The sequence below is a fragment of the Streptomyces sp. NPDC006140 genome (assembly GCF_040628815.1).
Classification (GTDB): domain Bacteria; phylum Actinomycetota; class Actinomycetes; order Streptomycetales; family Streptomycetaceae; genus Streptomyces.
Window position 1 is genome coordinate 525,677 of sequence record NZ_JBEXTS010000002.1, and the last position, 22,840, is coordinate 548,516.

The following is a 22,840-nucleotide window of genomic DNA, read 5'->3' on the forward strand; positions in this document are numbered from 1 at the left end:
GGTCAGAACCCGGGGGCGCCCTGGGCCTTGGCCACCTGCGCGAACTGGTCCTGGATCGCCTGCGCGACCTGCTGCGGGCTCTTCTTGTCGAAGATCATGTCGGCCAGGTACAGGTGCGTGTCGGGGGCGACGATGGCCTTGGCCTGGAAGACGCCGATGGCCTTGGGCAGGGCCGCGACCTGGGCCTTGGACGTCTCGGGCAGTCCGTCGGGCGTGGGCACGGACGGCTGCACGGAGGGGATCTTCATCGTCCTGATGTAGTCCGGGTAGTCCGGGCCGAGCCAGAAGGCGAGGAACTGCCGGGCCGCGTTCTGCCGTTTCTCGTCACCGGTCTTGAAGGCGACGACACCGTTGGTCTGGTCGGGGGAGTACAGGCCGGTGGCCGAGGAGTTGGCGACGGGGAACCAGCCGATCTTCCGGTCGATCTCGGCGGTGGAGTACTTGGCCTGCAACTGGCTCTGGAAGGAAGTGACGTTGAGGACCATGCCGGCCTCGCCCTTCCACAGCGCGTCGGCCTGCCCGGTGAACGTGCCGGTGCGGTAGTTCTTCTGGGCGAGCCCCGCGTCGAGCAGCTTCTCCTTGTACTTCTTGATCGCGCCGACGACGACCGGGTCGGTCCACTTCTTCCTGCCGGCGTTCAGATCGGCCCACCACTGCTTGTCGAGGTCGGTGAGCTGGACCTGCATCTGCCACTGCAACGGCCACTTGTCGCCGCCGGCCTCGTAGAAGGCGGCCGCGTCGGTCTTGTCGACGACCGTGCGGCCGAGGGCGAGCAGGTCGTCGTAGGACTGGGGGAAGTCCTTCTCGCTCAGCCCGGCCTTCCTGAAGACGTCCTTGTTGTAGTAGACGCCGAGCATGGCGGGGCTGGTGACGATCGCCGCGTACCGCTTGCCGTCGATGACGCCGAGGGACCTCTCGGTGTCGCCGAGCTCGGAGACCCACGGCTCACCGTCTAGGGTCAGGAGGTTCTGCTTGGGCTGGATGAACGGCAGCGTGGAGATGGACGGCTGCCAGAACATCAGGTCCGGGCGGTCGCCGGAGGCCAGCTTCGTCGGCACGTTCTGCTCGTAGAGGTCCGGGATCGCCTGGGTGTCGACCGTGGCGCCGGTGGCCTTCTCGAAGGCGTCGATGACCTGCTGGGGCGCGTTGACCGTGTTCTGCGCCGTCCACATGGTCAGCTTCACGCCGTCGAGGCGGGCGGTCGGGTTCACCGCCGTCTGTTTCGCGTCGTCCGAACCGGAGTCCCCGGCGGTCGGATCACTGCACGCGGTGGCGGCCAGGCCGGCGGCGCAGATCAGCGCCAGGGCGGGGAGAGCTCTTCTCTTCATCACGTGCCTTTCCGAAAGCAGGCGGTTCGGATCAGGAACAACTGCTGGACTGGATCAGGGTGTTCGGCGACCGGCGGGCGGCGGGCCCGAGCTCTCCCGCACCACCAGTTCCGGCACGGACACCGGATGCGGGGCGACCGGCGCCGACTCCTCCAGCACCCCGTGCAGCAGGCCGAACGCGGCCCGCCCGAGGCCGGTGAAGTCCAGGCGCACGGTCGTCAGGGACGGGGTGAGGAACGCGGAGTGCGGGGCGTCGTCGAAACCGGCCACGCTCACCTCGCCCGGCACCGGGCGGCCCGCCTCGTGCAGGGCCCGCAGCACACCGAGCGCGAGATCGTCGTTGCCGCACAGGATCGCGGTGACGGACGGGTCCTTCGCGAGCTTCAGACCCGCTGCGTGACCGCCCGCCGGGCCCCAACTGCTCTGCACAGGGCGGGGTTCGGGAGCGCCGGCCTCCTTGAGCGCCTGCCGCCAGCCGCTGGTGCGGGCGCTGGTGCGGCGGGTGCTGGACGGGATGGCGACGTAGTGCACGGTCTCGTGGCCGAGGGCTAGCAGATGGCGGGTCGCCTGGTAGGCGGCCTCGCGGTCGTCGGCCCACACCCAGGGACTCTCGCCGGCGGGCGGGCTCGCCGGGGTCTCGACCACACCGACGACCGGCAGCCCGGCGGGCACGGCACCCAGCGCCCGCACACCGGCCGGATCGTAGGCGATCACGATCAGTCCGCCGCCCGCGTCCGCCGCGCGCTGCACCTGCGCGGCGACGGCCGCGTCCTCGGCGGACTCCAGGACCCCGATCCCCACCGCGTACGACGCCGCGCGGGCCGCCTCCTCGATGCCCTGGAGGATCGAGGCGTAGCCGTAGTGGGTGGTGTTCGCGGTGAGCACGGTCACGGCCCGGCTGCGGCCGCTGGCCAGGGCCAGGGCGGTCGCGTTGCGGCGGAAGCCCAGCTCGTCGATGGCGGCGAGCACCCGCTCCCGGGTGGACGGCCGGACGCTGGGATGGCCGTTGATCACCCGCGAGACGGTCTGGTAGGAGACGCCCGCGGCGGTCGCGACGTCCCTGATGCTCGCCGGGCGCCTTGTGTGACCGGTCACATTCATGCGAGGATTGTGACCGGTCACACTTGGGTCGTCAAGAGACCGTAACGAGGGATTCACGCGGACCGCCGCTCCCGGCAACGGGGCGGGGCCAGGAGGGGGAGCACCTTGACCGGCACGGCGGATGCGGCGCGCACAGCCTCCAACCAGCGGCAGCACGAGTTCACTTGGGGGCACGAGGCGCTCGGCGTCCGGTTCGCGGTGGCCGCCGACGGGACCCTCCGGCTGGTCCGGCTCGCCCGCCCCGGCGACGAGCGGCCCGCCGACCCGGCCGCCGCCCTCCCCCTCGTGGAACTCACCGCCCTGGGCCACGGCAGCGGCTGGTCCGGCCCCCGCTTCACCGGCACGGCCTTCGGGTCGCGGCTCGCCTACCGGGCCCACCGCACGGGCAGCCGGGACGGCTGGGAGTGGCTGACCGCCGAACTCCACGACCCGGACACGGGGTTGACGGCGTTCGCCGAACTCACCTCACCGACCGGACTGCCCGTCCTCCGTTCCCGCGTCCGGCTCCGCAACGACGGCCGCGAGCCCCTCGTCGTCCAGTCCGTCAGCAGTCTCCTGCTCGGCGGCCTGCCCGCCCCGGACGCCCTCGACGTCCACCGGGCCCGCAACGACTGGCTCGCCGAGTGCCGTTGGTACACCGAGCCGCTGCGCGCGTCCGTCGCCGACATCAACACCGACGTCCACGAGCACGACAGCCGGGCCGCCCTCGTCCTCACCGGGCGCGGCAGCTGGCCCACCGACGGCCATCTGGCCATGGGCGCCCTGACCGAGCGGTACGGCGGCCGGACCTGGGTCTGGCAGGTGGAGTCCCCGGCCGGCTGGCGCTGGGACCTCGGCGAACGCGCGCACGGCACCTACCTGGCGCTCAACGGCCCCACGGACGCGGAACACCAGTGGCGGGTCCGGCTCGCCCCCGGCGAGGAGTTCACCACCGTGCCCGGCGCCCTGGCCCTCGGCCCGGACCTCGACGCCGCGCTGGGCGCCCTGACCTCCTACCGCCGGGTGATCCGCCGCCCCCACCCGGACCACACCGCCCTGCCCGTCGTCTTCAACGACTATATGAACACCCTGATGGGCGACCCGACCACGGCCAAGCTGCTGCCGCTGATCGACGCCGCCGCCGACGCCGGAGCCGAGTACTTCTGCATCGACTCGGGCTGGTACGACGACGACACCCGGGGCTGGTGGGACAGCGTCGGCGCCTGGCAGCCCTCGCCGCGCCGCTTCCCCGACGGCGGCATCCAGGCGGTCCTGGACCGGATCCGGGAGCGCGGGATGGTGCCCGGGCTGTGGCTGGAGCCCGAGGTCGTCGGGGTGCGCAGCCCCGTCGCGGCCGAGCTGCCCGGCGAGGCGTTCTTCCAGCGCGACGGCGTGCGCCTCACCGAGCAGGGCCGCCACCAGCTCGACCTGCGGCACCCGGCCGCCCGCGCCCACCTCGACAAGACGGTCGACCGGATCGTCGGCGACTGGGGCGTGGGCTACCTCAAGCTGGACTACAACATCGTCGTCGACCCGGGCACCCAGGCCCCCGGCGACCTCGCACCGGGAGCGGGGCTGCTCGGCCACGCCCACGCCTACCTCGACTGGCTCTCCGGCGTCCTGGACCGCCACCCGGGGCTGGTCGTCGAGAACTGCGCCTCCGGCGGCATGCGCATGGACGGCGCCACCCTCGCCGTCGCCCAGCTCCAGTCCACCAGCGACCAGCAGGACCCGCTGCGCTACCCGCCCATCGCCGCCGCCGCGCCGACCGCGGTCCCGCCCGAACAGGGCGCCGTCTGGGCCTACCCGCAGCCCGGGTTCGACGACGACCTGATCTCGTGGACCCTCGGCGGGGCATTGCTCGGCCGCATCCACCTCTCCGGCCACCTCGACCGCATGGCCGACCGCCAACTGGCCCTCGTCCGGGACGCCGTGGAGGTCTACAAGTCGATCCGCGGGGACCTCGCCCGGGCCCTGCCGTTCTGGCCGCTCGGCCTGCCCGGCTGGACGGACGAGTGGCTGGCCCTCGGCCTGCGCGTCCCCGGCGAGGCGGTGACGTACCTGTCGGTGTGGCGGCGCGGCGGGCCGTCCGGACGGCGCCTGCCGGTCCCGCACCTCGCGGGCGGCGCCGTCCGCGCGGACGTCCTGCACCCCACCGCCGCGCGGGCCGGCGAGGCGCTCTGGGACGGTGACGCGCTGACGGTGACCGTGCCGCGCACACCCGGCGTGCTGCTCATCCGGCTCACACCGGAGGCGTAGGGAGCCTCGGCCGGTTCCCCGGCCCCCGGGACGCTCGGCCGGCCGGCGGACGGGCCGGGATAATCGCTCGCCGCCGCCCGGGGCGATGGCTAGCCTCCCGCGCGTGGACACCACCGATCCCAAGGACGTCGTCCGGCGCGGGTACGACGCCGTCTCCCGGCGCTACGACGAGGTCTACGGCGCCGGGACGAAGTACGCGTCACTGCTCGGCGACCTCCGCCGGCGTCTGCCGGCCGGCGGCAGGGTGCTGGACGTGGGCTGCGGCAGCGGGGTGCCGGTCGCCCGCACCCTGGCCGCCGCCGGGCACCGGGTCACCGGCATCGACATCAGTGAGGTGCAGATCCGCCGGGCCCGGGAGCGGGTGCCCGACGCGGACTTCCGGCACGCCGATGCCACCACCGTGTCCTTCGAGCCCGCGTCGTTCGACGCCGTCGTCTCCCTCTACGCCCTGATCCACATCCCGCTGCCCGAGCAGCCGCCCCTGCTGCGGAAGATCGCCGGGTGGCTGCGCCCGGGCGGGTGCTTCGTGGCCACCACGGGGCACGGCGCGTGGACCGGGACCGAGGAGAACTGGCTCGGGGCCGGGGCTCCGATGTGGTGGAGCCATGCGGACGCCGCCACGAACCGTGCCTGGATCACCCGGGCCGGTCTCGTCATCGAGCGGGAGGAGTTCCTCCCGGAGGGCGCGGGCGGCCACACCCTGTTCTGGGCGCACCGCCCCGACAGCGAGGCCGGCCGGTGGGCCCGGACGGCGGATCGCTCGTAGATTGGTAGGGGCGGGCAGCCGCGCTCGCGGACCGAAGAGAGCGCGCCATGGCAGCGGACATCGACTTCACGGCCTTCTTCGACGCCACCCCGAGCCCGTACCTGGTGCTGGACACGGACCTGGTGATCCGCTACGCGAACCGGGCCTACCTGGAGGCCACGAAACGGACCGGTCCGGAGTTGATCGGGAAGTACTTCTTCACCGCCCTCCCCGCGAACCCCGGCACCGCAGCCGACGCGGAACGCAACCTCAAGGCGTCCCTGCGCCGGGTGCTGGACACGGGAACCCCGGACACCCTGGTCCTGCAGCGCTACGACATTCGCGCCCCCGGCCGGCCGAGCGGGTACGAGGAGCGGTGGTGGTCCACCATCCACACCCCGATCCCGGCCCCGGACGGCACGGTCGCCTGGATCGTCCAGCGCTCCGAGGACGTCACCGCCTTCATCCGGTCGGGCCGGGCCCGCCGCCTCACCGAGGAGTTCACCGAACGGGAGAAGGGCATGGCGGCCGAGCTCTACGTGCGCGCCCGCGAACTGCATCGGCTGAACCAGGAACTGCGCGAGGCCCACAGCCGCGCACGCCAGGTCGCCGTCGCCCTGCAGGAAGCCATGCTCCAGGACCGCGACCTGACCCGGCACGACGACAACATCGCCGTGCGCTACCTGCCCGCGACGCGATCGCTCAACGTGTGCGGCGACTGGTACGACGTCGTCGACCTGCCACCCGACCGCTACGCCGCGGCGGTCGGGGACGTCGTCGGCCACGGCCTGCAGGCCGCAGCCGTGATGGGCATGCTCCGCAGTGCCCTGAGCGCGGCCATCCGGGCCATCCCCAGCCCCGCCCAGGCCCTGGAGGTCCTCGGCCTGTACGCCCGCTCCGTCGACGGCGCGATGGCGGCGACCGCGGTCAAGGTACTCATCGACACCCGCAGCCGACTGCTCATCTACAGCAACGCCGGACACCTGCCCCCGGTCCTGCTCCATGCCGACGGAACCTGCGAGCTGCTGGACCAGGCCACCGACCCGCCGCTCGGCGCCCGGCCCTACCACGTCCCCCGGCCCCAGGCCGGGCTGCCCTACACGCCGGGCGACACCCTCGTGCTCTACACCGACGGGCTCGTCGAGCGCCGCGACGAGGACATCGACGCCGGCCTGGGGCGCCTGACCTCGGTCCTCTCCCGGCACAGCGGCCTCGCGCCGGACTCCCTGGCGGACGCCGTGCTGGACCGGCTCGGCGTCACCAGCGGAGCGCCCGACGACATCGCCCTGGTCGTCATCCGGCTGTGACGCCGTGAGGCCTGCCGGAGGCGTTCCGCTCCCGTGCCCCCTCGCGCGCGTCCCGGCGGAACGCCCACGCCAGGTCGGGCTCCACCACCCAGCGCAGCAGCCGCCGCACCGGCGGGGTGCACAGCGCCGTCACGACCACGGCGGCGACGACCGTCACGACGATCTCGCCCACGGGCCGGTGCACCCACGCCGGGTCGTACCAGCCCCAGAACTTGGACCCCTGGGCGACGAAACCGTGCAGCAGGTAGCCGTACAGCGTGCCCGCGCCCAGCGCGGTGAACCAGGTCCGGCGCCCCGGCACCCAGGCAAGGAAGCAGGCCACCAGGACCAGCGAACAGCCGAAGATCACCAGCGTCATCACCGGCCCGTACCAGGAGGGCGCGGCGAGTTCCTCGGCGCTGTCGCGGTGGTAGAACCAGGCGCCGGTCATGCGTGGGACCGCCCAGTAGGCCACGGCGACCGCGCAGGCGAACACCGGCACGGCGAGGATCCGCACCGCGCGGCGGCGCACCAGCTGGAAGTGCTCCGGCTTCAGCAGCAGCCCGAGCACGAAGTACGGCAGGAACTGCAGCGTGCGCTGCAGGTCGAGGTCGTTGCCGATGGACGGGGAGAGCGTCGCCAGCATCGCGACGAGGAGGGCGAGCGGCAGCGGCCACCGCACCTGCCGCCACACCGGCGTGGTCAGGCGCCAGATGAACAGCGCGGCCAGGAACCAGGTCAGGTACAGCGGATCCAGCAGGCTGACCGGACGGTCGGGTTCCTGGTCCGTCCACCGGGTGAACAGGGTGTACGCCGTCTCGAACACGACGTACGGAACGGCGAGCCCGGTGACCAGACGCCTGATCCGCCCCGGGCCGGCGTCGAAGGAGCGCGAGAAGTAGCCGGAGACGATGATGAACGCCGGCATGTGGAAGGCGTACACCACCATGTAGAGGGCGCTGACGGTGCGGCTGCCGTCCCGCAGCGGTTCCCAGGCGTGCCCGATTGCCACCAGCACGATCGCCAGGTACTTGGCGTTGTCGAAGAAGGCGTCGCGCTGCCCGGCCGGCTCCCTCGCGGGCCGCTCGGTCCGTTCCGGCGCGGTGGCGGGGACCGGGCGCATGCGCAGGGTGTCCTCGCTCATCGCGCCCCCTGAGCGGTGTGCGGGGAACCCGGGCGGGAGCGTGCGCGTCTGGCCGGAGATACGGCTGCGGGGTGCCGGTGCGACATCCCCGCCGCCTGACCACTGCGGGGCGGCGTAAACCGCCCACGTGGGTGGTGTAGTACGGATCACACCGATGGCGAGGGTGCCGCCGGGCCCGGGGCGCACGGGGTCCGGCGGCACGTCGCAGGGTGCCGTGTCAGCTCACGGAGCAGTCGGAGCCGTTCAGGGTGAAGGCCGTCGGGCTCGGGTTCGCGGTCCCCCGGGTGGCCGTGAAGCCGAGGGTGACCGAGCCCGCCGCGGGGATCGTCGCCGTGTACGAGGCGGCCGCGACGCTCACCTGGGAGCCGCTCTGCGTCGCCGTTCCGCCCCAGAGGTTGGTGATGCGCTGGCTGTCCGGGAAGGTCCAGCGCAGCGTCCAGCCGTTGATCGCCGACGCACCGGTGTTGCGGAGGGTGATCTCGCCCTGGAAACCGCCGGGCCAGCTGCTCGTCACCCGGTAGCCCACGCCGCAGGCCGACGGTGACCCGCCGGGCGAGGTCGTGACCGTCACCGTGCCCGAGCGGGGCGAGCGGTTGCCGGCGGCGTCGCGGGCGTAGACGGCGAAGGTGTGCGCGGTGGCCGGGGACAGCCCGGTGACGGTCGCCGTGGTCGTCGCCGTGGTGGTGGCGACCGTCTCCGTGCCGCCGCTGATCCGGACGACGTCGTAGCCGGTGACGCCCGCCGTGTCGGTGGAGGCCGCCCAGGTCAGGGTGACGGACGAGGACGTCACCCCCGAGGCCCTCGGGGTGCCGGGGGCCGTCGGAGGAGTGGTGTCGCCTCCGCCGGAGGAGTAGATCGCGGCCTCCTTGGCGGTGGCGGCGATGCCGTTCGCCCCGTTGAAGAGCCGCTGACCCCAGGACGTGAGCTGGTTCGGGTCGAAGTTCGTGACCATGTCCAGGTACTCGACCCCGCCGCCGTTGCCGCTCCACGACCAGCCGAGATAGCCGAGGCGGAGCTGCTGGGCGACGGCCAGGATGGTGTCCTCGTCCGGGTTGCCGTCCGAGTGGTCGTGCCCGAACTCGCCGACCACGATGGGGAGTTTGGCGGTGACGAAGCGGTTCAGGTAGTCGGTGATCTCGGCGGCCGTGTCGAAGACGCCGTACATGTGGATCGAGAAGACGGTGTTGGCGTCCGGGTCGGCGGCGAAGACCGAGGCGGCGTTGTCGCGCATGGTGAACGCCCAGTCCTGGCCCCAGTTGGGCGCGTCCACCATGATCGTGTGGTCGAAGCCGGCGCCCCGCAGCTTCTGGATCGCCGCCTTGGTGTCGGCCGTCCACGCCGAGTAGTTCGTGTTGCCGTACGGCTCGTTGCCGATGTTGACGATGACGTAGTCCTCCTGACCGGTCAGCGCGCTCTGCACGCTGATCCAGTAGTCGGCGGCGCGGGAGAGCGTGACGGCTCCGCTCTGCTCGCCGTAGCCGGTGGTGTCGTGCACCTCCAGCACGCAGATCAGCCGGTTCTGCTTGCACTGGGAGACCACGTTCGCCACGTCGGCGGTGTCGTTGCGGGTCCAGCGGTCACCGCTGGAGAGGACCACGCGGACCGTGTTGGCGCCCTTGGCCTTGATGTGGGCGAGGGAGCTGATCCGGTCCGCGTACCAGGTGTGCGCGTGGTTGACGCCGCGCATCACGAAGTCGTTCCCGGAGGCCTCCAGCAGCCGGCCGTTCTCGACGCGGAAGCCGGTGGGGGCCGCCTGCGCCGGGGTGCTGAGGGAGAGGAAGGAGAGGAGGAGTCCGAGGAGGGCGGCGGCGACGACGGCCGGCCGGGGGACGGAAGGCGGGCGGGGTCTCATGGCGGCTCCAGAGGTGGGGTGAGGTAGGGGTGGGGCCTGTTGCCGTGTCAGTTCCTGGTCGTCTTCGCCGGGTCAGTTCCCGGTGGCCTTCGCCGTGCACGTGACCGTGGCCGCCGGGGTCCCGGCCGTTGCCGGGGCGGTGGCGACGAAGCCGAAGGTGGCGCTCGCGCCGGGGGCCAGCGCGCCGTTCCACGCCGCGTTCGTGACGGTGGCCGTGCCGTCGGCGGCCGTCGTGAGCGTGCCGTTCCAGACCTGGGTGAGGCGCGCGCCGCCCGCCGGGACGACGGTCGCGGTCCAGCCCCGGACAGCGGCGGCGGAGGTGTTCGTCACCGTCACCTCGCCCTGGTAACCGCCCTGCCAGGAGGAGACGGCCCGGAAGCGCGCGGTGCAGGAGGCGGGGTTCTCGCCGGGGCCGCCCGGGCCCCCCGGGACGCCCGCGTCGAGGACCGCCGCCAGGGCCGGGAACCAGCGGGCGGCGATCTTCGCGTCGCCCGAGGCGTTGGGGTGCACGCCGTCATAGGTGTCGGTGGCCGTGCTGAAACCCGTCCACTGGTCGACGACGGTGACGGGGGAGCGGTCGGTGCTCGTCGCCCGCGCCCAGGCGGGGATCCGCGCGTTGAAGTCGGTGACCCGCTGCGCGCAGGCCGCGCAAGTGCTCGGATTCATCGGGATGAGCTGCGCGACGAGGATCCGCATGTCCGGGTTGGAGGCCCGCATCTGCGCCACGAGCTTGGTGTAGGCGGCCAGGATGCGGTCGGGGGCGATACTGCTCCACACGTCGTTCGTGCCGAAGTGCATGACAACGATGTCCGGACGGGTGGCCGCCAGCCGGCCGGGCAGCAGGTCCCGGTCGGCGACGTTGGTCACCAGCTCACCGCCGTGCCCCTCGTTGTCGCCGTCGTGCGCCTGTCCGCAGCCCTGGGGCGGGAGGGTGCCGACGAAGTCGAGATCCTTGTAGCCGCTGTCGACCAGCCGGTTCCACAGCACCGCCCGCCAGCAGCCCGGCGAGCCGGTGATCGAGTCGCCGAGCGGCATGATGCGGACGGGGTCCGCCGCGGGGGCGGCCGTGGCGCGCGGGGCGAGCGTCAGGCCGAGGGGGAGGAGCAGCGCGGCCAGGAGGCCGAGGAGCGGGACGAGTCGTAAGTGCGAGGACGAGCGGCGGGTTCTGGGCATGGTGGTCCCTTCCCTGGGTGAGGTGGGAGCGCTCCCACATCATCAAGCCATCGTTGTCATTGACGCGTCAAGAGGAGTGAGCTGGAACAGCCGGCGGCTGTCGCGCGGACTTTTGCCGGGCCATGAGGCATTCATGACCGGATGCCCAGAGTTCCGAGGTCATGATGGTCCGCGTCAGTAAGGCATGCCTTGGCTAAGTCACTTGAGGGTGCGTCGGGGCACGGGGCCGGGAGGGTCGCGGTACATGTGGGACGACGCGTTTCCGAGTTTCCTGATCGGACTCAGGGAAGGACTGGAAGCCGGCCTCATCGTCTCCGTGCTGGTCGCCACCCTCGTGCGGGCGGGCGCCAAGTCCCGTCTGCCGCAGGTGTGGACGGGGGTGCTGGCCGCGATCGCGCTCTCCCTGAGCTTCGGCGCGGTCCTCACCTTCACCGCCGCCTCCCTCTCCAGCACCGCCCAGGAGGCCTTCGGCGGCACGCTGAGCATCGTGGCCGTCGCCTTCGTCACCGCGATGGTGTTCTGGATGCGCCGCTCGGCCCGCAACCTGGCGGGCGAGATCAAGGAGAAGGTCACCGAGGCGCTGGCGATGGGCGCGGGTGTCCTGGTGCTCACCTCGTTCCTGGCGGTGGGGCGGGAGGGCCTGGAGACCGCGCTGTTCCTGTGGACCACGGCCCGTGCGGCGAACGAGTCGGCCGGGCCGCTGGCCGGCGCGGGCGTCGGGCTCGTCCTGGCGGCGGGCCTGTGCTGGGGCCTGTACCGGCGGGTGCTGCGCATCAACCTCACCCGCTTCTTCACCGTCACCGGCGCGGTGCTCGTCGTCATCGCCGCCGGCGTGCTCGGCTACGGGCTCCGCGACCTCCAGGAGGGCGGGGTCCTGCCCGGCGGGACGGCCTACGCCTTCGACCTGAGCGGCAGCGTGGACGCGGGGTCCTGGTACAGCACCCTGCTCCAGGGCGTGCTCAACCTGACGCCGACGATGACGTGGCTCCAGGTGGCCGGGTACGCCGGGTATCTCGCCGTGGTGATGACGCTGTTCGTGCGGGGGGTGTCGGGGGTGCGCACCGCCCGCGGCGCGGGGGCCGCGGGGGTCGCTCCCGACGGGCGCGCGGTGGCTGCCGGACCGGCGCCCGCCGGCCCCGCCGAGGGTGCTGCCCCGGGTCGGCCCCAGCCCGCCGCGGCGGCTCATGCCGCGTCCGCGGCCTCGGTGTCGGCCTCCGCAGGGGAGGACGTCCCGCCACGGTCCGGGAACGCCGCGCCGAACCAGTCCGCCGTCCCCGCACCGGCCTCACCCCGCACCCGACGCCGCCCCGCCTGGCTCCTCCCCGTCGCCGTGGTCGTCGTGCCCGCCGTGCTGGCCGGGCTCGTCGTCGCCCTGGCGCGGCCGAAGCCCAGTGGGGGCGAGACCGTCGCCGTCTCCGAGACCGACTGCGGTCAGGGGTTCACCGCGCCCCGGCCGGGACGGCAGACCTTCCAGATGCGCAACACGGGCGACAAGACGTCCGAGGTGTATCTCATCGACCCGGCCACCAACGCGGTCTACGGCGAGATCGAGGGCCTGGCACCGGGCACCACGCGGGATCTCGTCGCCACCGTGGCCGGCGGCAGCTACGCCTGGCGCTGTGTGCCCACGGACGGCAAGGCCGTGACCTCCAAGGCGGTGCGGGTGGCCGGCGCCGCCGGCAGCACGGCCGTCGTCCCCGTCTCCGAGCGGGACCTCGCCGCGCCGCTCAAGGCCTACCGCGCGTATGTGGACCGGGGGTTGGCCACCCTGGTGCGGCTGACCCGCAGGCTCGACGACGACATCCGCTCCGGCCACCTGGACACCGCCCGCACCGACTGGCTCACCGCCCACCGCACCTACGCCTCCCTGGGCGCCGCCTACGGCACCTTCGAGGACTTCGACCAGAAGATCAACGGCCGGCCCGACGGTCTGCCGGGCGGGGTGCACGACAAGGACTTCACCGGTTTCCACCGGGTGGAGTACGGCCTGTGGCACGGGCAGTCCGCGGCCCAGCTCAAGGGACCGGCCCAGCAGCTGGCCGACAACGCCGACGGGCTGCGGAAGGCCTTCCCGCACCAGGACTTCGACCCCTCCGACCTGCCCCTGCGCGCCCACGAGATCCTGGAGAACACCCTCCAGTTCGAGCTGACCGGCGACACCGACCAGGGCAGCGGCACCGGACTGGCCACCGCCGACGCCAACCTCGCCGGCACACGCGAACTGCTCACCGTCCTCAGGCCGTTGCTCACCACCCGCGCCCCGCACCTGCTCCCCACCGTCGACGCGGACATCGCCCGTCTGCAGGCCCTGCTCGACTCCGAGCACCGCGCGGGCCGCTGGACCCCCGTCGCACGGCTCGACCGGACCGCGAAGGCCCGGATCGACGGGGCCACCGGTCAGCTTCTCGAAGACCTCTCCCCGGTGCCGGACCTGCTCGAGATCAGGAAGTCCGCGTGAGCACCGAACGCCACCCGCACCGCTCGGAACACCCCGAAGGGAACGCCCCCATGCCGTCCGCCGACACGCCCCCGCCGGGCTGCCCCGCCCACACCGGCCGCCGTTCCTTCGTCAAGACGGCCCTGGGCGCCGGAGCAGCCGGAGCCGTGCTGGCCGGAGGCGGGTTCGCGCTCGCCGAGGCCGGCAGCGGTACGGCCCGGGCCGCCGAGGGGACGGCCGCCGGCCCGGTGGCCTTCCACGGGCCCCACCAGGCCGGGATCCTCACCCCCGCGCAGGCGGCTGCCACGTTCGTCTCCTTCGACGTGATCGCCGACGACCGCAAGGAACTCGCCGAGCTGCTGCGGACGGTGACGCAGCGGGCCCGTTTCCTCACCTCCGGCGGCACCCCCGCCGACCTCGGCGTCGGCGCCCCGCCGTCGGACAACGGCATCCTCGGCCCGGTCGTCCCCGCCGACGCGCTCACGGTCACGGTAGGCGTCGGCGCCTCCCTGTTCGACGACCGCTACGGACTCGCCAAGGCCCGGCCGCGCCGGCTCACGCCCATGCGGACCTTCCCGAACGACGACCTGAACCCGGCCGAGTGCCACGGCGACCTGTCGCTGCAGCTCTGCGCGGCGCGGCAGGACACCGTGCTGCACGCGCTGCGCGACATCGCCAAGCACACCCGGGGCGCGATGCAGATCCGGTGGCGGATCGACGGGTTTCAGAACGGCCCCCGGCCCAGCGGGACCCAGCGCAACCTGCTGGGCTTCAAGGACGGCATAGCCAACCCGGACGTCGCCTCGGCCCGGGAGATGGACCACCTCGTGTGGGTCGGGGCCGGGCAGGGCGAACCCGGCTGGGCGACCGGCGGCAGCTACCAGGTCGTCCGGATCATCCGCATGCTCGTCGAGTTCTGGGACCGGGTCTCGCTGAACGAGCAGGAGCTGATGTTCGGCCGGCGCAAGGACACCGGCGCCCCGCTCGACGGCGCCAAGGAGACCGACAGCCCCGACTACGCCAAGGACCCGCACGGCACCGCCATCCCGCTCGACGCGCACATCCGCCTCGCCAACCCCCGCACCCCGGCGACCGACGACTCCCGCATCCTGCGCCGGGGCTACAACTACGACCGGGGCGTCGACAACGTCGGCAACCTCGACATGGGCCTGGTCTTCTGCTGCTACCAGCAGGACGTGCGGCGCCAGTTCGAGGCCACGCAGACCCGGCTGATCGACGAACCCCTCGTCGACTACATCTCCCCGACCGGCGGCGGCTACTTCTTCGCCCTGCCCGGCGTACGGGACTCCTCCGACTGGCTGGGCAGGGGACTGCTCTCGGCCTGACCCGGCGTCACCCGACGGGAAGTCCCGTGTGTGTCAGAAGTGTTGACCACGCAGTGAAAGCGTTTTAACTTCCCCTCACCGGACACGCCGAGGTGAGGGGGAGCCGTGGCAACTGCCTTACGGGAACCAGCAGGTGTGAAGGGGGTGGACCCGGATCGCCGTCGCCCCGCAAGGATGAAGCGCTCGCGAAAAGGTTTTCAGAGCCGGTCGCTGTTCCTGCTCATGCTGCCCGGTCTCGCCTACTTCCTGCTCTTCCACTACGGCGCCCTCGCCGGCAACGTCATCGCGTTCAAGGAGTACGTGCCGTTCGACGGCCTGTGGGGCAGTCCCTGGGTGGGGCTCGGCAACTTCCAGCGCATGTTCGAGGACGCGGCGTTCTGGGACTCGGTCCTCAACACCCTCTGGATCGCCGTCCTCCAGCTGGTCTTCTACTTCCCGGTGCCGCTCGGCCTCGCCCTGCTGCTGCACACCCTCACCTGGTCCTCGGTGCGCCGGTTCGTGCAGTCGGTGGCGTATCTGCCGCACTTCATCTCGTGGGTGATCGTCGTCGCGCTGTTCCAGCAGGTGCTCGGGGATACGGGCTTGCTCAACAGTGGTCTGAGCGGGGCCGGGCTGCACACCGTCGACATCATCGGCAACCCGGACGCCTTCCAGCCGCTCGTCGTCGCCCAGGTCATCTGGAAGGACGCCGGCTGGGGCACGATCATCTTCCTCGCCGCGCTCGCCCAGGTCGACGAGCAGCAGTACGAGGCGGCCGCCATCGACGGCGCCGGACCCTGGCGGCGCTTCTGGCACGTCACCCTGCCCGCCATCCGTCCGGTGATCGTGCTGCTGCTCATCATGCGGCTCGGCGACATCCTCTCCGTCGGCTTCGAGCAGATGCTGCTGCAACGCGACGCGGTCGGACCGGAGACCGCCGAGGTCATCGACACCTTCGTCTACTACCAGGGCATCGTCGGCGGCGACTACGGATTCGCCGCTGCCGCGGGCCTGTTCAAGGGGCTCGTCGGCGCCCTGCTCGTCTACGCGGCCAACAAGGTCGCCCACCGCCTCGGCGAACAGGGGGTCTACCGGTGAGCGCGTCCGTCCGTCCCGGCTGGATGGAGAGGCCCAGGCCGCTCACCCAGGCCGCGAAGGTCCTCGCCCTGGCCGCGGTCGTGCTGCTGGTGTGCGTGCCGTTCCTGGTGATCGTGTCGACGTCCCTGGCCTCCACGCAGGAGGTCGTCGACAACGGCGGCTGGGTGCTGTGGCCCACGGAACCCTCCCTCGACGCCTACCGCGACATCTTCGACGGCGGCATCGTCACCCACGCCCTCGGCGTCAGCGCGGGCGTGACGATCGTGGGCACCCTGCTCAGCCTCGCCTGTACGGTGACCCTGGCCTACGCGCTGTCCCGCCCCGGTGTCTTCGGCGGCAAGCCCGTCCTGCTGCTGGTGCTGTTCACGTTCCTCTTCCCGCCCGGCATGATCCCGAGCTTCCTGCTCGTCAAGGAACTCGGCCTGCTCGACTCGTACGCCTCGCTCGTGCTGCCCGTCCTGGTCAACGTGTTCAACCTGGTCGTCCTGCGCGGCTTCTTCCAGTCCATCCCGGAGGAGCTGTACGAGGCGGCCCGGCTGGACGGGGCGGGGGACTGGCGGGTGCTGGTGTCGGTGGTGCTGCCGCTGTCCAAGGCCGCGCTCGCCGTCGTCGGCCTGTTCTACGCCGTCGCCTACTGGAACTCCTGGTTCTACGCCTCGCTGTACCTGGAGAGCGACCACTGGCCGCTCCAGCAGGTGCTGCGCACCTATGTGGTGGCGGGCGCCGGGCTCACCGACGCGACCACCGGCGAGGCCACCGTCACCGCTCCGCAGACCGTGCAGATGGCGGTGCTCGTGATCGCCACCGTGCCGATCCTGCTCGTCTACCCCTTCCTGCAGAAGTACTTCACCAAGGGCGTGCTCACCGGCGCCATCAAGAGCTGACACGAGGTGGTTCACCCATGCCCCGCATGTCCCGACGCACCCTCCTGCGCTCCATGGCGGCGGGCGGTGCCGCCGTCGCCGTCCCCGGTCTGCTGACCGCCTGCTCCTCGGAATCCGGCGACGGCGACGTCTCCAACGCCGGGAAGAAGCTCGCCCCCTGGCCCGCCTACCGGCCCGCCGCCGGGCCCGAGCCCGACCTGGCACCCACCGACTCCGGTGTCCAGGCCGGATACACCTCCTACCCCTCCGACCTGGTCAAGTCGGTCTCCCGCACCCCGGGCGACGGCTCCACCGTCCGCGTCATGACCGTCTCCTTCGGCACCCCGCCCAAGCCCGCCGCGCAGAACCGGTTCTGGGCCGCCGTGGAGAAGGCCCTCGGCGTGAAGATCGAGTACACGATCATCTCCCAGGCCGACTACCAGAAGAAGATGGCGACCGTCATGGCCGGCGACGCCGACGCCCTGCCCGACATCATCAACATGTTCTCCGGCTTCACCCTGCCCCGCGAGGCGCAGTTCGTGCAGCGCCGCGCCCAGGACCTCACGCCGTACCTGTCGGGCGACGCGATCACCGACTACCCCAACCTCGCGGGCATCCCCACCCACGCCTGGCGCGACATGGGCCGCATCGGCGGCCGCATCTACGGCATCCCGCTGGAACGCCCGCTGCCCGGCTCCACCCTCTGGATCAACCAGGACATGTTCGCCGACGCGGGCATGAAGGAGGGCTGGACCGCCGCGGACTTCACCGCCGTGGCCAGGCGGGGAACCCGCGGGAAGACATACATGCTCGGCGCCGCCAACGGCTCCCTGTTCGGCAACGCCTTCCACTCCGCCGCCCACAACGCGCCCCAGCGCTGGGCCGTCACCAAGGACGGCACCTTCCTGCCGGCCTGGGCCGACGAACGCTACAAGGCGTCGATCGACTTTCAGACCCAGCTGCGCAAGAACGGCTCGTACCACCCCGACGCCACGTCCATCTCCCAGATCGACCTCACGACCCTCTACTACAACGGCACCGTCGGCTCCATGCAGGACGGCTTCGGCGCCTACCTGCCCAAGTACCGCGAGTCGCAAGGCAAGATGACCCCGGCGGCGGCCCTGCCCTACAGCGTCGGCGGTGAGCCCGGCGGCATCGTCGCCGCCCGCCGCTCCTTCGGCTACACCGTCCTGAAGCAGGCGAAGAAGGAGCGCATCGAACTGCTGCTGCGCATCCTCGACTACCTCGCCGCGCCCTTCGGCAGTCAGGAGTGGGAACTCGTCCACTACGGCGTCGAGGGCGTCCACTTCACCCGCGGCAAGGACGGCTCGCCCGAACCCACCGCGCTCGGCGAGGTCGAGAACAACACCAACCTGCCCCTGAAGTACCTCGCCGAAGGCCCTCAGGTGCTGTTCGTCCCCGGCATGCCCGACGCCGTGCGCGCCCTGCACGCCTGGCAGCGCAAGGTCGTCCCGCACGCCATACGCGACGCCTCCTTCGGGCTCCAGTCCGCGACGAACAACGCCCAGGGCGCCACCCTCAAGACGTTCCTGGACGACACCGTCACCGGGATCATCGCCGGGCGCCTGCCCCTGTCCGAGTGGGACGCGGCGGTGAAGAGGTGGCGGAGCAGGGGCGGCGACAGAATGGCCGAGGAGTACGCGAAGGACTACGCGGCCAACACCTGAACAGCGGTGGCCGGAAGAGGGGATGCGGGGGATGGGGAACGACATGGTGCCCAAGGGACGGGTCACGATCCGCGAGGTCGCCGAGCGGGCGGGCGTGTCCACGGCCACCGCCTCCCGCGCGCTCAGCGGCAACCACCCGGTGCCCCCGGCGACCCGGGCCCGGGTGCTGCGCGCGGCGCGCGACCTGGACTACGTGGCCAACGCGCACGCCCGCGCCCTGGTCGGCGGCGGCCGCAAGATGGCCGCCGTCGTGGTCCGCCAGGTCACCAGCCCCTTCTACGCCCAGGTCGCCGAGGGCGTGGAGGCCGAGGCCGCCGACCGCGGCTGGCTCTGCGTGGTCGGCGCCACCGGCGGCGACGCCCAGCGCGAGATGGAGTTCGTGCAGCTCATGCGGGAGGAGGGCGCCCGGCTGGTGATCCTCGTCGGCGGGGTCGTCGAGGACGACGCCTACCGCGAACGCGTCGCCCACTACGCCCACGCCCTGGACTCCTCCGGCGCCCGGCTCGTGCTCTGCGGCCGGCCCGCGCCCGACCCCGGCATCCCCGCGCTGGTCGTGGAGTTCGACAACGAGGCAGGCGCCCGCGCCGCCACCGGCCATCTGCTCTCCGCCGGGCACCGCCGGATCGTCTTCCTCGGCGGGCTGCCCGGCAACACCGCACTCGACGCCCGCGTGGCCGGCTACCGGGCCGCCCTCGCCGAGCACGGCCTGCCGCCCGAGGCCGCGCACGTCGTCGACTGCGGCCTCGGCCGCGCGGCCGGTCATCGGTCGATGACCGAACTCCTGAAACGCACAAGGGAGTTCACGGCTGTCTTCGCCGGGGACGACATGGTCGCCGCCGGTGCCCTGCGCGCCATCGCCGACGCCGGGCTGAGCGTGCCCGGGGACGTCTCCGTCGTCGGCTACAACGACATCCCGCTCGCCGAGGACTTCAACCCGCCGCTCACCACCGTCCGCACCCCCGCCGAGGAACTCGGCCGCGCCGCCGTGCGCATCGCGCTGCGCGACCCCGAGCACGCCGCCGGGGCCCACCACCTGCTCGGCACCCACATCGTCGTCCGCGACAGCGTCGGCCCGCCCCCGCCCGGGCGCGCCCTGTGACCAACGGAGGAACCGCACCCGCATGAGCGCGCCGCACGTGTCGCTCCCCGACCCGACCCACCTCCCCAACCTGCCGCACCTGCCGCCCCCCGACCCGCTGACCTCGCCGTACACCGGCTGGACCCGCGCCCACTGGGAGGCGATCGCCGACCGACTCCTCGACGCCCTGACCCCCTACGCCTCGCCGGGCCTGGCCCAGTACCGGCTCCCCGGCCCGCCCAGCCACTCCGGGCCCTGGTCCGACGGGCTGGAGGGCTTCGCCCGCTCCTTCCTGCTGGCCGCGTTCCGCATCGCGGGCTCGGGCGGGCAGGGGGTGCCCGGCCTGATCGAGCGGTACACGGCCGGGCTCGCGTCCGGCACCGACCCGCGCAGCCCCGACCACTGGCCGCCCATCACCGACCGCTCCCAGCCCATGGTCGAGGCCGCGTCCGTCGCGATCGCCCTGCACGAGACCCGGCCCTGGATCTGGGACCGGCTCGACGACCGCGTACGGCAGCGGATCGCGGACTGGCTGGGCGGCTTCGTCGGAGCGGTCGTCAACGACTCCAACTGGCGGCTGTTCCAGGTCATCACCGAGGAGTTCCTCGCCTCCGTCGGCGCCCCGCACCGCCGCTCCGAGATCGACGCGGGCCTGGCACGCCTGGAGGACTGGTACCGGGGCGGCGGCTGGTACACCGACGGCGACGGCCGCAAGTTCGACTACTACAACGCCTGGGCCCTGCACCTGTATCCGGTCCTGTGGGCCCGCATCGCCGGGCCCCGCGCCGACCCCGGGCTGGTGGCGGCACACCGGGCACGCCTGCGGGCGTTCCTCCTCCACCACCAGCACTTCTTCGGCGCCGACGGCGCACCGGTCCACCAGGGCCGCTCCCTCACCTACCGGTTCGCCACGACCGCGCCCCTGTGGGCCGGCGTCCTCGCCGACGCCACCCCGCTGCCGCCCGGCCGCACCCGCCGCCTGGCCTCCGGCGCGCTGAAGCACTTCGCCGAGCGCGGTGTGCCGGACGCCGAGGGGCTGCTCACCCTCGGCTGGTACGGGCCCTTCCTCCCGGTCACCCAGCGGTACTCGGGACCGGCCTCACCGTACTGGGCGAGCAAGGCCTTCCTCGGCCTGCTCCTGCCGGAGGACCATCCGGTGTGGACCGCCCCCGAGGAACCAGGCCCGGTCGAGACCGCCGACGTACGCCTCGCGTTACCGGCCCCGGGCTGGCTGCTGCACTCCACCGCGGCCGACGGGATCGTACGGCTCGTCAACCACGGCAGCGACCGGCTGCCGCCCCCGCCCGCGCAGGCCGACGACAGCCCGCACTACGCCCGGTTCGCCTACTCCAGCGCGACGGCGCCCGAGACACCGGCGGACCGGGCCCCCGACAACCACATCGCCCTGCTCACCCCCGACGGCACCCCAAGCCCGCGCGGCCGCATCCACCCCCTCGGCGTCGAGGCCGGCCGGGCCGCCTCCTGGCACCGGGCCGTGCTCCCGGGCAGCGCCGAAGGCCACCGCATCGAGACCGTCAGCGTCGTGCACGGCCCCTGGGAGGTGCGGGTGCACCGCGTCGACGCGCCGCCCGGCACGCCCGTCCGCGAGGGCGGCTGGGCCGTCGCCGACGACACCGCGCCCCCGGCCGCCCGGACCGGCCCCGGCTGGGCGCTGGCCCGGCGCGCGGACGGAACGACCAGCACGATCGCCGGCCTGCACGGCTGGCAGGACGCCCCGGCGGCCGTGGCCCACGCGGCCGGCACCAACGCCTACGGCCACCACTCGGCGACCCCGTACCTCACGCTGCCCGCCCACCCGGGCGGTACCCACCTCCTGGTGACCCTCGTCGTGCTGAGCGCCGACCCGGAGGTGAACGACGGCGACCCGCACGCGCGGTGTTCAGGAACGCGCGTACGGGTCACCGGGGCCGGGGAGGTGGAGATCCGCTTCCCGGACGGCACCCGGGAGCGGGTGCCGCGCTGACCGGGTCAGGCCGCGGCGCGGCTCCGCGTCACCGCCTTCTTCAGCAGCGGCCAGGCCAGCAGCAGCACGATCACCGCGTACACCGTCACCGCGAACGGCGTGTTGACCAGCCCGGTGACGCTGCCGTCGCTGATCTGGAGCGCGCGCCGCAGCTGCTGCTCGGCGTTCGGGCCGAGGATCACCCCGATGACGGCGGGCAGCACCGGCAGGCCGTAGCGGCGCATCCCGAAGCCGATCAGGCCGATGATCAGCAGGATCACCAGGTCGATCACCTCACCGCCGACCGCGTACGCGCCGACCGCCGCGAAGAACAGGATCCCCGCGTACAGGTACGGCCGCGGGATGCGCAGCAGCTTCGCCCACACCGGCGCCAGCGGCAGGTTGAGCGCCAGCAGCAGCACCATGCCGACGAACAGCGAGGCGATCAGGCCCCACACCAGGTCCGGTTCGCGCTCGAAGAGGAGCGGGCCGGGCTGGATGCCGTACTGCTGGAACGCGGCCAGCATCACGGCCGCGACCGCCGTCGTCGGAAGGCCCAGGGTCAGCATCGACACCAGCGTGCCCGCCGCCGAGGCCGACGCCGCCGACTCCGGCCCCGCGACCCCCTCGATGGCACCCTTGCCCCACTCGTCCTTGTGCTTCGACAGGCGCTTCTCCGTCACGTACGACAGGAAGGTCGGTATCTCCGCGCCGCCCGCCGGGATCGCGCCGAACGGGAAGCCGATGAACGGGCCGCGCAGCCACGACTTCCAGGTGCGGTTCACATCCCCGCGCCCCAGCCACGGCCGGCCCACCGGGATCGGCTCGGGCGGCCTGCGCCGCAGGTGCGCCGCGACCCACAGCGCCTCGCCGATCGCGAAGAGGCCGACCGCGACGATGACGACGTCGATGCCGTCGGCCAGTTGCAGCGAGCCGAAGGTGAGGCGCTGCTGGCCGGTCATCTGGTCCAGGCCCACCAGCCCCAGCGTGAGACCGATCAGCAGGGAGGCCATGCCCCGGACCCGGGACGAACCCAGCACCGACGTCACCGCGATGAACGCCAGCACCATGATGGCGAAGTAGTCCGGCGCGCCGATGTCCACGGCCAGCTCGGCGACCGTCGGTGCCAGCGCGACCAGCAGGATCGTGCCGATCAGACCGCCCGCGAAGTGTCCGACGGCGGCCGCCGCGAGGGCCTGGGCGCCGCGTCCGGACTTGGCCATGGGGTTGCCCTCCATGGCCGCCACCACCGCCGCGCTCTCGCCGGGCGTGTTGAGCAGGATGGAGGTGGTGGAGCCGCCGAACATCGCGCCGTAGTAGATGCCGGCGAACATGATGAACGCGCCGGTCGGGTCGAGCCCGTACGTCACCGGCAGCAGCAGCGCGACCGCCATCGCCGGGCCGATGCCGGGCAGCACGCCGATCGCCGTGCCGAGCAGCACGCCGATGACGGCCCACAGGAGGTTGATCGGTGTGAGGGCCGTGCCGAAGCCGTCCAGGAGGGAGTTGAGGGCGTTCATG

Annotated in this window: 16 protein-coding genes; 10 read left to right on the forward strand and 6 right to left on the reverse strand. The window is 72.6% G+C overall.

Annotated features, from left to right (window positions below; translation table 11 throughout):
- Positions 1-2: 2 nt before the first annotated feature.
- Positions 3-1,328 (reverse strand): ABC transporter substrate-binding protein, encoded by a 1,326-nt coding sequence (locus ABZ386_RS07635; RefSeq protein WP_358964131.1) that lies wholly within the window; start codon positions 1,326-1,328, stop codon positions 3-5.
- Between the two features lie 54 nt (positions 1,329-1,382).
- On the reverse strand, positions 1,383-2,429 hold the full coding sequence (locus ABZ386_RS07640) for a LacI family DNA-binding transcriptional regulator (protein ID WP_351336523.1): 1,047 nt from the start codon (positions 2,427-2,429) through the stop codon (positions 1,383-1,385).
- A gap of 105 nt (positions 2,430-2,534) precedes the next feature.
- Here ABZ386_RS07640 and ABZ386_RS07645 point away from each other — a divergent pair, with 105 nt between their 5' ends.
- The 3 genes from ABZ386_RS07645 to ABZ386_RS07655 all read left to right on the forward strand — a co-directional run bounded on the left by ABZ386_RS07645 (position 2,535) and on the right by ABZ386_RS07655 (position 6,719).
- On the forward strand, positions 2,535-4,667 hold the full coding sequence (locus tag ABZ386_RS07645) for an alpha-galactosidase (protein ID WP_358964134.1): 2,133 nt from the start codon (positions 2,535-2,537) through the stop codon (positions 4,665-4,667).
- 103 nt (positions 4,668-4,770) lie between these two features.
- Positions 4,771-5,433 carry a methyltransferase domain-containing protein gene (locus tag ABZ386_RS07650; RefSeq protein ID WP_355725108.1) on the forward strand — a complete coding sequence of 221 codons (663 nt, stop codon included), beginning with the start codon at positions 4,771-4,773 and terminating at the stop codon, positions 5,431-5,433.
- 47 nt (positions 5,434-5,480) lie between these two features.
- A complete protein-coding gene (locus tag ABZ386_RS07655) occupies positions 5,481-6,719 on the forward strand; it encodes a SpoIIE family protein phosphatase (protein WP_356504856.1) in 1,239 nt (412 codons plus the stop codon).
- On the opposite strand, the gene ABZ386_RS07660 is transcribed toward ABZ386_RS07655, so the two are convergent.
- The 3 genes from ABZ386_RS07660 to ABZ386_RS07670 all read right to left on the reverse strand — a co-directional run bounded on the left by ABZ386_RS07660 (position 6,706) and on the right by ABZ386_RS07670 (position 10,867).
- On the reverse strand, positions 6,706-7,821 hold the full coding sequence (locus ABZ386_RS07660; protein ID WP_351337143.1) for an acyltransferase family protein: 1,116 nt from the start codon (positions 7,819-7,821) through the stop codon (positions 6,706-6,708). The two genes, ABZ386_RS07655 and ABZ386_RS07660, sit on opposite strands and share 14 nt — an antisense overlap.
- A gap of 238 nt (positions 7,822-8,059) precedes the next feature.
- The gene (locus ABZ386_RS07665) at positions 8,060-9,694 is read right to left on the reverse strand and encodes a cellulase family glycosylhydrolase (RefSeq protein ID WP_355725102.1); all 1,635 of its coding nucleotides are present in this window, start codon (positions 9,692-9,694) and stop codon (positions 8,060-8,062) included.
- Between the two features lie 72 nt (positions 9,695-9,766).
- Complete coding sequence (locus ABZ386_RS07670) at positions 9,767-10,867, reverse strand: GDSL-type esterase/lipase family protein (RefSeq protein ID WP_356504854.1); 1,101 nt, start codon at positions 10,865-10,867, stop codon at positions 9,767-9,769.
- 244 nt (positions 10,868-11,111) lie between these two features.
- Here ABZ386_RS07670 and efeU point away from each other — a divergent pair, with 244 nt between their 5' ends.
- From efeU to ABZ386_RS07705, 7 genes are all read left to right on the forward strand, one after another.
- The gene (efeU, locus tag ABZ386_RS07675) at positions 11,112-13,325 is read left to right on the forward strand and encodes an iron uptake transporter permease EfeU (RefSeq protein ID WP_358964140.1); all 2,214 of its coding nucleotides are present in this window, start codon (positions 11,112-11,114) and stop codon (positions 13,323-13,325) included.
- A 50-nt stretch (positions 13,326-13,375) separates the two neighbouring features.
- Positions 13,376-14,650 carry an iron uptake transporter deferrochelatase/peroxidase subunit gene (efeB, locus tag ABZ386_RS07680; protein ID WP_358964447.1) on the forward strand — a complete coding sequence of 425 codons (1,275 nt, stop codon included), beginning with the start codon at positions 13,376-13,378 and terminating at the stop codon, positions 14,648-14,650.
- A 222-nt stretch (positions 14,651-14,872) separates the two neighbouring features.
- Positions 14,873-15,727, forward strand: coding sequence for an ABC transporter permease subunit (locus ABZ386_RS07685; protein WP_351336508.1), 855 nt, complete (start codon positions 14,873-14,875; stop codon positions 15,725-15,727).
- On the forward strand, positions 15,724-16,611 hold the full coding sequence (locus ABZ386_RS07690) for a carbohydrate ABC transporter permease (protein WP_351336505.1): 888 nt from the start codon (positions 15,724-15,726) through the stop codon (positions 16,609-16,611). Before ABZ386_RS07685 ends, ABZ386_RS07690 begins: the two co-directional genes overlap by 4 nt.
- A 17-nt stretch (positions 16,612-16,628) precedes the next feature.
- Positions 16,629-18,278 carry an extracellular solute-binding protein gene (locus ABZ386_RS07695; protein ID WP_351336503.1) on the forward strand — a complete coding sequence of 550 codons (1,650 nt, stop codon included), beginning with the start codon at positions 16,629-16,631 and terminating at the stop codon, positions 18,276-18,278.
- Positions 18,279-18,321: 43 nt separating this feature from the next.
- Positions 18,322-19,377, forward strand: coding sequence for a LacI family DNA-binding transcriptional regulator (locus tag ABZ386_RS07700; protein ID WP_358964448.1), 1,056 nt, complete (start codon positions 18,322-18,324; stop codon positions 19,375-19,377).
- A 22-nt stretch (positions 19,378-19,399) separates the two neighbouring features.
- Positions 19,400-21,340 carry a DUF2264 domain-containing protein gene (locus tag ABZ386_RS07705; RefSeq protein ID WP_358964143.1) on the forward strand — a complete coding sequence of 647 codons (1,941 nt, stop codon included), beginning with the start codon at positions 19,400-19,402 and terminating at the stop codon, positions 21,338-21,340.
- Between the two features lie 5 nt (positions 21,341-21,345).
- Here ABZ386_RS07705 and ABZ386_RS07710 read toward each other — a convergent pair whose 3' ends face one another.
- Positions 21,346-22,839: a tripartite tricarboxylate transporter permease gene (locus ABZ386_RS07710; protein WP_351336498.1), complete on the reverse strand. Its 1,494-nt coding sequence runs from the start codon at positions 22,837-22,839 to the stop codon at positions 21,346-21,348.
- Between the last annotated feature and the right edge of the window lies 1 nt (position 22,840).